The organism is Bradyrhizobium sp. SZCCHNRI2009, from assembly GCF_032485115.1.
In the GTDB taxonomy this organism is placed as follows: Bacteria; Pseudomonadota; Alphaproteobacteria; order Rhizobiales; family Xanthobacteraceae; genus Bradyrhizobium.
The window spans coordinates 389634-403912 of the sequence record NZ_JAUEUH010000004.1; the positions used below are offsets into that span (position 1 = coordinate 389634).

15 protein-coding genes are annotated in these 14279 nt (G+C 66.5%); 11 read left to right on the top strand and 4 right to left on the bottom strand.

Annotation, left to right across the window (positions count from 1 at the left end; all coding sequences use genetic code 11):
- Nucleotides 1-14: 14 nt before the first annotated feature.
- A complete protein-coding gene (locus tag QX041_RS16915) occupies nucleotides 15-944 on the bottom strand; it encodes a LysR substrate-binding domain-containing protein (RefSeq protein ID WP_315752780.1) in 930 nt (309 codons plus the stop codon).
- Nucleotides 945-1161: 217 nt separating this feature from the next.
- On the opposite strand from QX041_RS16915, the gene QX041_RS16920 reads away from it, so the two are divergent.
- From QX041_RS16920 to QX041_RS16970, 11 genes are all read left to right on the top strand, one after another.
- The gene (locus tag QX041_RS16920; protein WP_316166022.1) at nucleotides 1162-2193 is read left to right on the top strand and encodes an ABC transporter substrate-binding protein; all 1032 of its coding nucleotides are present in this window, start codon (nucleotides 1162-1164) and stop codon (nucleotides 2191-2193) included.
- 116 nt (nucleotides 2194-2309) lie between these two features.
- Nucleotides 2310-3353 carry an ABC transporter ATP-binding protein gene (locus tag QX041_RS16925; protein WP_316166023.1) on the top strand — a complete coding sequence of 348 codons (1044 nt, stop codon included), beginning with the start codon at nucleotides 2310-2312 and terminating at the stop codon, nucleotides 3351-3353.
- On the top strand, nucleotides 3350-4231 hold the full coding sequence (locus QX041_RS16930) for an ABC transporter permease (protein WP_315713263.1): 882 nt from the start codon (nucleotides 3350-3352) through the stop codon (nucleotides 4229-4231). The genes QX041_RS16925 and QX041_RS16930 overlap by 4 nt, the downstream gene beginning before the upstream one ends.
- Nucleotides 4228-5037, top strand: coding sequence for an ABC transporter permease (locus tag QX041_RS16935; RefSeq protein ID WP_316166024.1), 810 nt, complete (start codon nucleotides 4228-4230; stop codon nucleotides 5035-5037). Before QX041_RS16930 ends, QX041_RS16935 begins: the two co-directional genes overlap by 4 nt.
- An 11-nt stretch (nucleotides 5038-5048) precedes the next feature.
- Complete coding sequence (locus tag QX041_RS16940; protein WP_316166026.1) at nucleotides 5049-6185, top strand: FAD-dependent oxidoreductase; 1137 nt, start codon at nucleotides 5049-5051, stop codon at nucleotides 6183-6185.
- 33 nt (nucleotides 6186-6218) lie between these two features.
- Nucleotides 6219-6515, top strand: coding sequence for a (2Fe-2S)-binding protein (locus tag QX041_RS16945; RefSeq protein WP_315713257.1), 297 nt, complete (start codon nucleotides 6219-6221; stop codon nucleotides 6513-6515).
- The gene (locus QX041_RS16950) at nucleotides 6512-7918 is read left to right on the top strand and encodes an FAD-dependent oxidoreductase (RefSeq protein ID WP_316166028.1); all 1407 of its coding nucleotides are present in this window, start codon (nucleotides 6512-6514) and stop codon (nucleotides 7916-7918) included. Before QX041_RS16945 ends, QX041_RS16950 begins: the two co-directional genes overlap by 4 nt.
- Nucleotides 7915-9048: an FAD-dependent oxidoreductase gene (locus QX041_RS16955; protein ID WP_316166029.1), complete on the top strand. Its 1134-nt coding sequence runs from the start codon at nucleotides 7915-7917 to the stop codon at nucleotides 9046-9048. Before QX041_RS16950 ends, QX041_RS16955 begins: the two co-directional genes overlap by 4 nt.
- A gap of 7 nt (nucleotides 9049-9055) precedes the next feature.
- Nucleotides 9056-9403 (top strand): RidA family protein, encoded by a 348-nt coding sequence (locus QX041_RS16960; protein WP_315752792.1) that lies wholly within the window; start codon nucleotides 9056-9058, stop codon nucleotides 9401-9403.
- Between the two features lie 126 nt (nucleotides 9404-9529).
- Nucleotides 9530-10921, top strand: a complete 1392-nt coding sequence (locus tag QX041_RS16965; RefSeq protein ID WP_316166031.1) for a M20/M25/M40 family metallo-hydrolase — start codon at nucleotides 9530-9532, stop codon at nucleotides 10919-10921.
- 347 nt (nucleotides 10922-11268) lie between these two features.
- On the top strand, nucleotides 11269-11493 hold the full coding sequence (locus QX041_RS16970; protein ID WP_316166032.1) for a hypothetical protein: 225 nt from the start codon (nucleotides 11269-11271) through the stop codon (nucleotides 11491-11493).
- 454 nt (nucleotides 11494-11947) lie between these two features.
- On the opposite strand, the gene QX041_RS16975 is transcribed toward QX041_RS16970, so the two are convergent.
- Genes QX041_RS16975 through QX041_RS16985 form a run of 3 tightly spaced genes read right to left on the bottom strand, consistent with a single transcriptional unit; the run spans nucleotide 11948 to nucleotide 14279 of the window.
- On the bottom strand, nucleotides 11948-12715 hold the full coding sequence (locus QX041_RS16975; RefSeq protein ID WP_316166033.1) for an ABC transporter permease: 768 nt from the start codon (nucleotides 12713-12715) through the stop codon (nucleotides 11948-11950).
- A complete protein-coding gene (locus QX041_RS16980) occupies nucleotides 12712-13479 on the bottom strand; it encodes an ABC transporter permease (RefSeq protein WP_316166035.1) in 768 nt (255 codons plus the stop codon). The genes QX041_RS16975 and QX041_RS16980 overlap by 4 nt, the downstream gene beginning before the upstream one ends.
- Nucleotides 13476-14279, bottom strand: coding sequence for an ABC transporter ATP-binding protein (locus QX041_RS16985; protein WP_316166036.1), 804 nt, complete (start codon nucleotides 14277-14279; stop codon nucleotides 13476-13478). The genes QX041_RS16980 and QX041_RS16985 overlap by 4 nt, the downstream gene beginning before the upstream one ends.

Sequence of the window (14279 nt, forward strand, 5' to 3'; positions counted from 1 at the left end):
CTAGGTTCGCCCAGCTAACCTTCATCGGTTTCTCCAGGGATCGATGCTCGGCCGAGCTCTTCCAGGGCCTGTCGCACCGACTCGACGAGGTCCAGCGCCACCGGCGAGGGGCTGCGCTGCGGTGGGAACACCGCGGCGAATTCGAAATCGATGCGCGGCATGAATGGCCGCATCACCACGCCACGGCCGTCGAATTCGCGCGCGGTGAACGGATCGCAAATCGAGACGCCCAATCCCGACGACACCATCCCGCACATGATTTCCGACAGCGTCGTCTCGACCCGCAGCACGCGCCTGACATCCTCGCGATGGAAGATCTGATCGATCAGATGCCGGCTGGTGGAGCCTGACGAGAGCGAGATGAAGGTCTCCCCCTCGAAGTCGCGCGGCACCAAGATCGTCTTCGCGCAATGCGGATGGCCTGCGGGGAGAACGGCGACGCGCGGCAGCGCCGGCAGCTTGATGCTCGGCAGCCCGGCATGGGCGATCGGCACCTCGGCAAAGCCGACGTCGCATTGCGCGTTCAGCACCCAGTCGATCACGATCGGCGAGATCACGCCGAAGAAGGCGAGGTTGAGGTTCGGCCGTTCCTGCAGGAAGTGGCCTGCGAGCCGCGGCAGATAGCCATTGGCGAGCGCGGGGAGCGCGGCAATGCGCAGCGTCCCGGTGCGCCGGCCACGGATCTCCTCAGCGGCCGCGGTGATGCGATCGAGCCCGACGAAGGAGCGCTCGACCTCCATGTAGAGCGCCGTCGCTGCCGCGGTCGGCACCAGGCCGGTGCCGCGGCGCTCGAACAGCTCCATCTTGAGCAGCGCCTGCAGGTCGCGCAGCAGCCGGCTGACCGCCGGCTGGGTCACCGCCATCAGTTTGGCGGCTTCCGTCACACTGCCGCTCAGCATCATCGCCCGGAAGGCTTCGACCTGCCGCGAGTTGATCCGCGCCATACGTTCTCACATCCATAACATTTTCGTATGAATAGGGTGCCATTATTCATTGGACGATCAAAGTCTCTGCTGCGATCTTTTTTGGCAGGGTGAGGGAAGGCTCGTTTTTTAGGCTTCAGCTCCGGGTTTCTGGGGTGCGGATGCCATCGGGCAAGCCGATCTCCCTGGGGCGGTTTTTTAATACCGTCTCGTATCCAAGATGATGGAGATCGGTCCGATGAAGCACCCTAATTTCCTGATGGCGGTCGGTGTCGCCATCCTGGCTTCTGCCTCGCAGGTCTGGGCTCAGCAGAAGACGCTCTATGTCGCCGGCTATGGCGGCTCGTTCGAGAAGACGATCCGCGAGGAGGTGATCCCGCCGTTCGAGCAGGCCAACGGCGTCAAGGTCGAATACGTCGCCGGCAACTCCACCGACACCCTCGCCAAGCTGCAGGCGCAGAAGGGCAACCAGCAGATCGACGTCGCGATCGTCGATGACGGCCCGATGTACCAGGCGATCCAGCTCGGCTTCTGCGACAAGGTCACCGGACTGCCCGGCGATCTGCTGGAGGTCGCGCGCTTCAAGGACGACAAGGCGATCGCCATTGGCCTCGTCGCCACCGGCCTGATGTACAACAAGAAGGTGTTTGCCGAGAAAGGCTGGGCCGCGCCGACCTCGTGGAACGATCTCAAGGATCCGAAATACAAGCAGCTGCTCGTCATTCCGCCGATCAACAACACCTACGGCCTCAACGTGCTCCTGATGCTGGCGAAGATGAACGGCGGCAGCGAGAGCAATGTCGATGCCGGTTTCAAGATCTTCAAGAATGACATCAATCCCAACGTGCTGGCCTACGAGCCGTCGCCCGGCAAGATGACCGAGCTGTTCCAATCGGGGCAGGCGGTCATCGCGGTGTGGGGCAGCGGTCGCGTGCAGAGCTTTGCCAACACCGGCTTCCCGGTCGATTTCGTCTATCCGAAAGAAGGGGCCGTGAGCCTGCTGACGACGGCGTGTCCGATCGCCAAGCCGTCGGTCTCGCCGCTGGCCTCGAGCTTCATCAAGCTGCTGCTCGATCCGAAGATCCAGCTCACGATGCTGAAGGAATATGGCTATGGCCCGGTCGTGAAGTCCGTCGTGGTCCCCGAGGGCGTGGGCGCGATGGCGCCGATCGGCGAACGCGCCGCCAAGGTCTATGCGCCCGATTGGACCGTGGTCAACGAAAAGCGCGAGGAATGGACCAAGCGCTGGAATCGCGAAGTCGAACGCTGACTGGTCGTTTGTTGCGAGCCTCTCGTTGACGACGGTGTTCTCCCTTCCCCGCAAGGGGGAAGGGAAGTGCACCGTGCGCGGGGCGCCAGTATTCCTCGCCCATCTGGATCCAAAGCATGTCCTTCCTCGAGATCGATCGCGTCGGCAAATCTTTCGGCCCCAACGCGGCCGTCGAAGAGTTCAGCCTCGGCGTCGCCAAGGGCGAGTTCATCTCGTTCCTCGGCCCCTCGGGCTGCGGCAAGACCACCACGTTGCAGATGATCGCGGGCTTCCTCGATCCCTCACACGGCGCGATCCGCCTCGAGGGCAGGGATCTCGTCGCAGTGCCACCGGCGAAGCGCGGCCTCGGCATCGTGTTCCAGAGCTACGCGCTGTTTCCTCACATGACCGCCGCCGAGAACGTCGCGTTCGGCCTGGAGATGCGCAAAGTCGCACGCAAGGAACGCGAGGAGCGCGTGCGATCGGCGCTCGCGCTGGTCGGCCTTGCCGGCTATGAGGACCGTCATCCCCGCCGCATGTCCGGTGGCCAGCAGCAGCGCGTTGCGCTCGCGCGCGCGCTGGTGATCCGGCCGAGCCTGCTGCTGCTCGATGAGCCCCTGTCCAACCTCGATGCGCGCCTGCGCGAGGACATGCAGATCGAGCTGCGCCAGATCCAGCGCGATCTCGGCACCACGACCATCCTCGTCACCCATGACCAGATCGAGGCGATGTCGCTGTCCGACCGCATCGTCGTGATGAGCAAAGGCAGGATCGAGCAGATCGGCACGCCGCAGCAGGTCTACGAGCAGCCGGCTTCCGCCTTCGTCGCGCAGTTTCTCGGCAAGACCAACGAGTTTGCTGCGACCGTGGACCACACCGGGGGGCAGGCCAGACTGGTCGCGGGATCGTGGAGTGCGCCGGCGCCGGCCGGCGTGGCCGGCTCCGTCGCCGTCAGCGTCCGGCCCGAGCGCATCAACTTCGGCGACGCCGGGCTTGCAGGGCGCATCACGAGCCGCATCTTCCAGGGCAATCACTGGCTGTTCCAATGCGACACCGAATGCGGGCCCGCCATCGTAATCCGGCAGAATGACGGCCAGCCGCAGCCGGAGCAGGGCGCAGCGGTGCATCTCGTCTGGCAGGTCTCGGACATGAGCCTGCGCGCTGCGAAGGCTGCAGCATGAGCGCGACCATCGCGTCCAACTCGTCGGAGACGCGCGCCGGCCTTTCGCTGGCGCTGCCGGCCTTGATGCTGTTCCTGGGCGTCGTCGTGATCCCGTTGGCGATGACCGTGATGCTGTCGTTCCACGATTGGGGCCAGTACAAGGGCATCGAGCCGGTCTTCATCCTGAAGAACTGGCGCGAGATCGTGGACGATCCCTACTACGCGGAGATGTTCTGGCGCACCTTCCGCGTCGCGGTGCTGGCGACCTTGATCACGGCGGTGTTCGGCGTACCGGAGGCCTATATCCTCAACCGCATGCAGGGGCCGTGGAAGGGTCTCTTCCTGCTGGTGATCATCGGCCCGCTGCTGATCTCGGTCGTTGCGCGCACCCTCGGCTGGGCGCTCCTGTTCGGCGGTAACAACGGGCTCGCCAACAAGCTCCTGATGACATCAGGCCTGATCGAGTCACCAATCAGGTTCATGTTCACCGAGACCGGCATGGTGATCGCGCTGGCGCACGCGATGATGCCGTTCATGGTGCTCGCGGTGTGGACCGCGCTGCAGCGGCTCGATCCGCAGGTCGAGAATGCGGCGCTGTCGCTGGGGGCAAGCTCGCTGACGGTGGTCCGCCGCATCGTGCTGCCGCAGATCATGCCGGGCGTGCTGTCGGGCGCCATCATCGTATTCTCGCTGTCCGCCAGCGCGTTCGCGACGCCGGCGATCATCGGCGGCCGCAGGCTCAAGGTCGCGGCGACGCTCGCCTATGACGAATTCCTCAATACGTTGAACTGGCCGCTCGGCGCCGCGGTCGCCGTGCTGCTGCTGATCGCGCTCGTCCTGATCGTCGTCGGATCCAACGCGCTGATCGAGCGCCGCTATCAGGAGGTGTTCCGATGAGCCGGAACGGCCCTCTGGCGCTGATCTTCCATGCCGTGTTCGTCGTCTTCATGGTGGCGCCGATCGTCGTCGTGTGCTGGGTCGCGTTCACGCCCGAAGGTTTTCTGTCGATCCCGATCACCAGCTTCTCGCTGCGCTGGTTCAGGGCGCTCGCCGACTATCCGGAATTCGTCCACGCCTTCGGCGTGAGCCTGTGGCTCGGCGCGCTGTCGTCGTGTGTGGCACTCTTGTTCGCGGTGCCGGCGGCGCTCGCGATCAGCCGCTATCGCTTCCGCGGCCGTGACGCGCTGTCGGCGCTGTTCCTGTCGCCCTTGATGATCCCGCACGTCGTGCTCGGCATCGCCTTCCTGCGCTTCTTCACGTCGGTCGGCGTCGGCGGCACCTTCGTGGCGCTGGTGATCGCCCATGTCGTCGTGGTGTTTCCGTTCGCGCTGCGGCTGACGCTTGCGGCCGCGACCGGCATGGACCGGTCGATCGAGATGGCCGCGGTCTCGCTCGGTGCCGACGGCTGGACCATGTTTCGCCGCGTCACCTTGCCCGCGATCCTGCCGGGCATCGTGAGCGGCTGGATGCTCGCCTTCATCCAGTCGTTCGACGATCTGACCATGACCGTGTTCCTGGCGACGCCCGGCACCGAGACCTTGCCGGTGCGCATGTTCCTCTACATCCAGGACAACATCGATCCGCTGGTGACGTCGGTGTCGGCCAGCGTCATCGCCATCACCATGACCGTTCTGATCGTGCTCGATCGCGTCTATGGCCTCGACCGCGTGCTCACCGCCAAAGGCGGCGACGCAGGACGATAGGAGATACTACGATGAGAGACTATGACGTCGCCGTCGTCGGCGGCGGCCTGCTCGGCTCTGCGATTGCCTGGGGGCTCGGCCGGCTCGGCCAGCGCGTCGCCGTGCTCGACGAGGGCGACATCGCCAAGCGTGCCTCGCGCGCCAACTTCGCGCTGGTGTGGGTGCAGAGCAAGGGCCTGGGCATGCCGGCCTACACCGGCTGGACGGTGCGCGGCTCCAAGGCGTGGCCGAAGCTCGCCGAGGAGCTGAAGGCGCAGACCGGTCTCGACGTGGTGCTGCAGCAGAACGGCGGCTTTCATCTCACCCTCGGCGAGGCCGAGTACGAGCAGCGCACCCAGCTCGTCGCGCGCATGCACAACCAGGTCGGCGCCGCCGACTATCAAATGGAGATGCTGCCGGCGTCCGAGGTGAAGAAGATGCTGCCGCTGATCGGCCCGGAGGTCTCGGGCGGCAGCTTCTGCCCCTATGACGGTCACGTGAATTCGCTGCGCACCTTCCGCGCCCTGCACGTCGGCATGAAGCAGTTCGGCGTCGACTATCTGCCGGAGCGTGCGGTCGGTGCGATCGCGCTGGACGGCAATGAGTTCAGGCTGACGACGGCGCAAGGCGAGATCCGCGCGGCGAAGGTCGTGCTCGCGGCGGGAAATGCCAACCAGACCCTGGCGCCGATGGTCGGGCTGTCGGCGCCGATGGGGCCGACGCGCGGCCAGATCGTCGTGACCGAGCGCACGATGCCGTTCCTGCCGCATCCGTTGACCACGATCCGCCAGACAGACGAGGGCACGGTGATGATCGGCGACAGCAAGGAGGACGAGCTCGACGACCGCGTGCAGAACCATCCGATCAACGCGGTCATGGCCGATCGCGCCCAGCGCACCTTCCCTCATCTGGCGCGGCTCAACGTCGTCAGAAGCTGGACCGGCATCCGCGTGATGCCGAAGGACGGCTTTCCGATCTACGAGCAGTCGGAGAGCCACCCGGGCGCCTTCGTCGCCTGCTGCCATTCCGGCGTGACGCTCGCGGCGAACCACGCTTTCGACATCGCGCGCATGGTCAAGGACGGCGCGCTCGAGCCGGAGCTGGTCGGTGCATTCACAGCCAGCCGCTTCGACAGCGAAGCGGGAGCGGGCGGCAGTGGCTACTACTGAGGGATGACGGCGCAAGGCGCCATGGAGACGATGATGTTCAAACGAACTGAGGGTGATGCGAGGGGATCGGTGACGATCCATGTCGGGGGCCAGCCGGTTGCCGCGCGCGAGGGTGACTCCGTGTCGGCGGCGCTGCTCGCCTCCGGCCTCGACGTCCGGCGCGCCACCGCGGTCAGCGGCGCGAGGCGCTTGCCTTATTGCATGATGGGCGTGTGCTTCGACTGCCTCGTCACCATCGATGGAGTCGGTAACCGGCAAGGCTGTCTCGTGCCTGTCGCCGAGGGCATGCAGATCGAAGTCCAGAAGGGCAAGCGGGAGATCGGCAAATGAGCGCCGCGCCGAAGCATGATGCATATGACGTCGTGGTGATCGGCGCCGGTCCTGCGGGCCTCGCTGCTGCAGAGATGACGGCTGGCGCCGCTCTGTCGACGCTGCTGCTCGACGAGAACGCCGGCCCTGGCGGCCAGGTCTGGCGTGCGATCGATGCGACGCCTCTGAAGAGCGAAGCGCTGCTCGGCGCGGACTATTGGTCCGGCAAGCAGCTCGTGAAAGCCGCGCGCGGCAGCGGTGCGGAGATCATTCATCGCGCCACGGTGTGGAGCCTCGATCGCAATCTCGAGATCGGCGTCTCGGTGGCCGGCGGCTCGGCCTTCATCAAGGCCAAGCGGGTCATCATCGCGACCGGAGCGCAGGAGCGTCCGTTCCCGATTCCCGGCTGGACCCTGCCCGGCGTGATGACCGCGGGCGCGGCGCAGACGATGTTGAAATCCTCCGGCCTCGTGCCTGACGGCCCGACGATTTTGGCCGGGCAGGGGCCGCTGCTGTGGCTGCTCGCGGCGCAGATCCTGCGCCTCGGCGGCCGCATCGATCGCATTCTCGACACCACCCCGCGCGCCAACTACATCGCGGCGCTGCCTCATGCCCTCGCGTTCCTGACCTCGCCCTATTTCGGCAAGGGGCTCGCGATGATGCGCGAGGTGCGCGCGAAGGTGCGCGTCACCAGCGGCGTGACCGAACTCGTGGCAGAGGGCGAGGGCAAGCTCTCGGCGGTCAGCTACGCCACAGCGGGCGGCAAGCGCGAGACGCTGGCGGCCGAGTTGCTGCTGCTGCATCAGGGCGTGGTCCCCAATGTGAATCTCGCGATGGCCGCCGGTGTCGAGCATCGCTGGAACGAGCTGCAGCTGTGCTGGACTCCGGTGCTGGATGCCCTTGGTAACAGCTCCATTCCCGGCATCGCCATTGCCGGCGATGGCGCCGGCATTGGCGGCGCGCAGGCGGCCGTGGTGCGCGGCCGGCGGGCGGCCGGGGATGCGATCAAGGCGCTTCGCCCGCACGCAAAGGTCACCGATAGGTCTGCGGAGCTGGCCCGCGCCGAGCGCGGCAGGACCTTCCTCGACGTTCTGTTCCAACCGGCAAAGCAGTTCCGTATCCCGCAAGGCGACACCATCGTATGCCGCTGCGAGGAGATCAGCGCCAAGGACGTGCTCGACTCCGTCGCGATCGGCGCCACCGGGCCGAACCAGCTCAAGGCCTATCGCCGCACCGGCATGGGGCCGTGCCAGGGGCGGCTGTGTGGCCTCACCGTCACCGAGCTGATGGCCGAGGCGCGCGGCAAGACCCCGCAGGAGATCGGCTACTACCGGCTGCGCGCGCCGGTGAAGCCGATCATGCTGTCGGAGCTCGCAGGCCTGCCGAAGACCGAAGAGGCCACCAAGGCCGTGGTGCGCGGATGACGGTGAAGACGGATGCCATCATCGTGGGTGGTGGCATTCACGGCTGCTCCACCGCGCTGCATCTGTGCTTGGCAGGGCTCAAGCCCGTGCTGATCGAGAAGGACTATGCCGGCCGCCACGCCTCCGGTGTCAACGCCGGCGGCGTGCGCCAGCTCGCGCGCGACGTCGCGGAGATTCCGCTGTCGATCCGCTCGATGGGCATCTGGGAGAACATCAGCGACCTGGTCGATGATGATTGCGGCTTCGAAAGCTTCGGCCAGGTGCTGGTCGCCGAGAACGACGCGGAGCTCGACGCCTGTCGCGCCCGCGTCGCCGATCTCAACGCGCGCGGCTTCGGCCACGAGGAGCTGATCGACGGCACGGAACTGCGTCGCCTCGTGCCGGCGGTGGCGGAGAGCTGTCCGGGCGGCGTGGTGTCGCGGCGCGACGGCGCGGCGCAGCCCGCGCGCACCACGACGGCGTTCCGCCGCAAGGCGGAGCAGCTCGGCGCGCTCATTCGCGAGGGCGTGGCCGCGACGAACATCCGCAAGGACGGCAAGCTCTGGCATGTCGACGTCGGCCCTGAGAGCTTTGCCGCGCCGGTGCTGGTCAATGCCGCCGGCGCCTGGGCCGGCCGCATTGCGGAACAGTGCGGCGAGCCGGTCCCGGTCGAGACCATCGCGCCGATGCTGATGATCACGTCTCCCGTCGCGCACTTCATCGATCCCGTCGTCATCCTGCGCGGCCGCAAGCTGTCGTTCAAGCAGTTCCCGAACGGCACAGTGTTGATCGGCGGCGGACACCTCGCCATCCCCTATCAGGACCGCAACGAGACCGTGCTCGACTGGCGCAAGCTGTCGGAGAGCGCGCGCACCGTCGCGGAGCTGTTCGCGGTCATGCGCAGCGCGACTATCGTGCGCGCCTGGGCCGGCATCGAGGCGCGCATGCGCGACGACATTCCGGTGTTCGGGCCGAGCGCCGTTCACGACGGGCTGTATCACCAGTTCGGCTTCTCCGCGCACGGCTTCCAGCTCGGCCCCGGCGCCGGCGCGGTGATGGCCGAGCTCATCGCGCACGGCGGCACCCAGACGCGCATCGGCGATCTCAGCATCGCGCGCTTTCAGAACTCCATCCCTTCACCATCCACATGAGGACATGATGACCATCACCCGCAAGATCCGCTCCGCCATCCACCACCGCATCGTCGAGGCCAACGGCTTCGTCTTCATCGGCGGCACCATCGCCGACGATACCTCGGTGTCGATGGGCGAGCAGACCCGCAACATCCTCGGCAAGATCGACGGCTTCCTGAAGGAAGCTGGCACCGACAGGTCGCGCGTCGTCTCCGGCCAGATATTCGTCACCGACCTGTCGAAGAAGAAGGAGATGGATGCGGCTTGGACTGCGTTCTTCGGCGACGACCTGCCGGTTCGCGCCACGGTCGGCGTCTCCGATCTCGGCGGCGGCGCGCTGATCGAGATCGTGGTCACGGCCGTCAAGGGTTGAGCATCGCGCCGCATCGAGCGGTCAATCGATCACGCGCGGGGCTCGCTCCGCGCGTGATTTGCTTTTCGGTCCAATTCGATCGAACATGAGCCTGTCCGTCCACCGCACGCGCCGAAAGCCGACATCATGAATGAAGAGCGTAGCCTGCCGCGTCCATCTGCTGGCCTGAAGGCAGTGTTCGCTCACATCGAGAATCAAAAGCAGGATTTCCTGGCCCGCGTGATGGACTATGTCCGGCATCCCTCGATCAGCGCCCACAACATCGGCATCACCGAGGTCGCCGCACTGCTGGTCGCCATGCTGCAGGAGATGGGCCTCGACGCCGAGGCGATCGCGACCGCCGGGCATCCGATGGTGCTCGGACGCTGGCAGAAGAAGCCGGGCGCACCGACCGTGCTGCTCTACGGGCACTACGACGTGCAGCCGCCGGATCCGTTGGAGCTGTGGCTGAGTCCGCCGTTCGAGCCGACCATCCGCGATGGCCGCATCTATGCCCGCGGCGTCGGCGACAACAAGGGGCAACATTTCGCGCAGCTCATGGCGATCGAGTCCCATCTCCGAGTGCATGGCGAGCTGCCCTGCAATGTGATCTTTCTGCTCGAAGGCGAGGAGGAGATCGGCAGCCCGCGCATCGCCGATTTCGTCGCTGAGCATCGCGATGAACTGAAAGCCGATTTCGTCGTCACCGCGGACGGGCCGATGCACCCCTCGGGGCGGCCGACCATGACCTATGGCGTGCGCGGCATGTGCTCGTTCGAGCTGCGCGCGAAGCACGCCAGCCGCGACGTGCATTCTGGCAACCTCGGCGGCATCGTGCCGAATCCGATCTGGACGTTGGTCCACCTGCTCGGGACGATGAAGAATGCCGCGGGCGAGATCACCATCGAGGGGCTGCATGATGCGATCGTGCCGCCGAGCGAGCTGGACATTGCTGCCGTGAAGCGCCTGCCGCTGGACCTCGATGCCGCCAAGGCGAGCCTCGGTCTCAGCCATCTCGATGCGCCGCCCGACCGCGGCTACTACGAACGTCTGATGTTCCATCCAACGCTGACCATCAACGGCTTGCACGGCGGTTATGGCGGACCGGGCAGCAAGACCGTGCTGCCCTGCGAGGCCTTCGCCAAATGCGACATCCGCCTGGTCGAGGCGATGACGCCGGACGACGTGTTGGCGAAGGTGGAGGCGCATGTGAAGCGCCATGCGCCGGAGGTGGAGTTCATCCGGCGCGGCGGCATGCTGCCGTCGCGCGTGCCACTTGATTCGCCGTTCGCCGCGATCATCCGCGACGCGATTGCGCTTGCGCAGGGCGTGACGCCGCTCGAATTCCCGTGCACCGGCGGCAGTCTGCCGGACTACGTCTTCACCAAGATACTCGGCATTCCCGCCTTCGTCGTTCCCTATGCGAATGCCGACGAGGCCAATCACGCGCCCAACGAGAACATGACGATCGACTGCTTCTACAATGGCATCCGCACCGGTGCGGCACTGCTCGACCGCGTCGGCGCGCGCGTGCGCTGATGCCGGCGGAACGGCCATCACGATTCCGCGTGCAGTGCGGGAGGCGTCATCGAGCAGCCACGAACGGATGGCAAGCACACGGTCGTCCACCGCCTTGCGGGTGAATCGGCCGCACGCGGCGAGATCGCGCATGGATTAACGCAGTTGATATCGCCTAGTCTCGGAAGGGATTAGTAATTGCCGCTTCAGGGCTCGGAGCTGCCACATGCACGACCCCGTTGACCAGCCGAGTGATTCGGCAAGTTCCGCTTTCCCTTGCGCGCGCGATCAGCGCAGCGCTCCGGAACACCCCGCCGCGGTTCCTGTGATCCAGCTCGACCACGCGCCAGCAATCGAGCCTGCGCCCAATGTCGATGAGGCTGCACAAAGCCCTGGCGCTCTCGGTCGGAAACGAACCGATGACGCGCATCTTGTCACACCGACCATGTGGCGCTGAGAAGGTCCCGCTCTTGGCGGCGATCGAACATGCGGGGTTCGGCGACGAGTTCCTGGAAGAACACCTTCGCCAACAACACATTCGAGTTGAGATCGCCACCTACAAGCCGCGGCTCTCATTGTGCCGTGCCGCCTAGTGTCGAGGAGGGTTGGCGCGCCGCTCGATCAGTCGTTGCAGGAGGAGGACCGATGGCAGGGTGGGTCGACTCCAATGCCGAGAAGGTCACGGAATTTGTTGGGTATGAGGAGCGTCAGGCGGCGTAACCTGGCGGTATCTCGGTCGGGATATGGAACCCGTCAGCGCGATGACAACCTCCGGTATCATCCGGATACCCACGACTCTCCTGATCTAGTAAGTAAAAACTAGCCCTTCTTGGGGCGTTTCCTCCCTGGACTTGGGCCGCCTGCACTTCGTGTGTCGGCGGCCTCTTTCTTTCAGGGGGGAGGAGAGTGGTGCTCTGGCCCCGCAACCGGCCCCATGGGCGTTTGGTCCAGTCGCGCTCCTCGAAGCCGGTGATAGCGTCGCCCCGCGGCAGTGTGAGGTCGAGATCGCCCCAGGCCGTCGCCGACCGGGCGCGTGCGACCGGAGCCTCAGCGCCGCGCGTGCTGCCAGCGCAGCAGCCGGCTCTCGACCGCGCCCATCGCGAGCGCGGTCGTGTAGCCGATGATTCCGAGCAGCATCACGCCGGCAAACAGATCCGCCGACCGGAACGAGCGCGCCGACAGCAGCACCCATTGGCCGAGGCCGTCGAGGCCGGCGAGCATCTCGCAGACGACGGCGAGGATCAGCGCGACCGTGAGGCTCAGCCGCATGCCGGCGAGGATGTCGGGTGCCGCCGATGGCAGCGCGATCTTGAAGATCACGGCGAGCCGCGACATGTGCAGCACCCGCGCCACTTCATAGAGTCGCGGCTCGACCGCGGCGAAGCCGTGGATCGTCCCGAGCAGCAGCGGCCACAGCGAGCCGAACGCGATCACGAACAGCGCCATGCCCTGGCTCAGTCCAAGAACGGCGATGGCGACAGGAATGATCGCTGAGACCGGCAGCGGCCGCAGCAGCTCCAGGGTCGGCGCGACGTAGATGCGCATCGCCTTCGAGGAGCCGATCATGGCGCCGAGCGCGATGCCGGCGGCGGAGGCGAGCAGCCAGCCATAGGCCATATGCGTGAGGGTGCCCGTGAGCTTGGTCAGGAGATCGCCGCTCGTGAAGCCGCGCAGCAGCGCCGCCCAGGCGCGGTCGGGGCTGGGAAGAAACATTGGTGATATCAGCCGCTGATCGGCGGCGAACTGCCACAGCACGATGATGCCGGCGGCGACGGCGAAGCTGGCGAGGCGCCAGGCGGCGACCGACCACTTCATGCGGGGTCTCCCATCGCGGCCGCGCGCCCGAACAAGCTCTGTTGTGCAGCGATCAGCGCGGTATTGAGCGCAAACCCGGTCACGCCGATCCATACCAGATAGGCCAGCATCAGATCGGGCCGCAACGCCTGCTGCGCGGTCATGATGGCGGCGCCGAGGCCGAGCGGGTTGATCGCGATCTCCACCGTGACCGCGACGATCAGCGCGATGCCGGCGGCGAGCCGGAACGCCAGGAAGATGCGGGGCAGGGCGGCGGGGATGACGATCTTCCTGATGCGATCGCGCTGCGTCAGCCGCAGCACGCGCGCCACCTCGATCAGCCGCGGCTCGATGCCGCCCACTGCGGCACGCGTCACGATCAGCACCGGCCAGACGCAGGCAAAGGCGACGATCGCGATCTCCATGCGATAGCCGAAGCCGAGCGCGATCAGCGCGATCGGCAGCAGCGCCACCGACGGGATCGGCCTGACCGCCTCGATCGTGACCTCCATCAGCCGGTCGAAGATAGGCGACAGGCCGAGCGCGATGCCCAGCACCAGGCCGATGGCGCCGCCGAGCGCGAGGCCGGCGAACACCGAGGCGAGCGTGTCGCGCGTCGCCGCCAGCAGCGAGCCGTCGGTCAGCGCGCCCAGCAAGGCGAGCGCGATCGCGCTCGGCGGCGCCAGCGAGTCGCTCTGCACGCCGGCGAGCCGCATCCAGGCTTCGAACACGAGCAGTGCCGCGAACGGCAGCAGGACGGACTTGATGCGATCCGGCATCGTCATTCGCTCGCCTTGATGAAGTCGAACAACGCGCGCCGCAGCCGCAGGAACTCCGGATGCTCGCGCGTCGCCAACTGGTCGCGCGGCCGCGGCAGGCCGATCTTCAATTCCAAGCCGACGCGGCCCGGATGCGGCAGCAGGCCGACCACGCGGTCGCCGAGATAGATCGCCTCCTCGAGATCATGCGTGACGAACACGACGGTGGCGCCGGTCGCCGCCACCAGCGCCAGCATCTCGTCCTGCAGTCCCTGGCGCGTCATCGCGTCCAGCGCGCCGAACGGCTCATCCATCAGCAGCACCTTCGGATCCTGCGCGAGGCAGCGTGCGATCTGCAGCCGCTGCTGCATGCCGCCCGACATCTCGGTCGGATATTTGGCCGCATGGCCGGCGAGCCCGACCTTGGCGAGCAACTCGGCGATGCGCGCCTCGCGCTGTGCGGAGGGCATTCCGATCGTCTCCAAGGCCAGCGAGATGTTGCCGGCGGCGGTGCGCCACGGCAGCAGCGCCTTGCCATAGTCCTGGAACACGACGGCGATCTCGCGCCGCGGCGCGCGCATCGCCTCGCCCTCGAAGCGCACGCTGCCGCCGGTCGGCTGGTACAGCCCGGCCGCCAGCCGCAGCGCCGTGGTCTTGCCGCAGCCGGAGGCGCCGACCACGCACAGGATCTCGCCAGCTCCGACCTCCAGACTGATCGTGTCGATGATCGTCTTGCCGCCGAGCACCAGCGCGACATCGTCGAAGGCGATCTGCGCGCGCGCAGGCGAGGGAGATGATTGCACCAATGCAAGGGCAGGCTCTGCCAT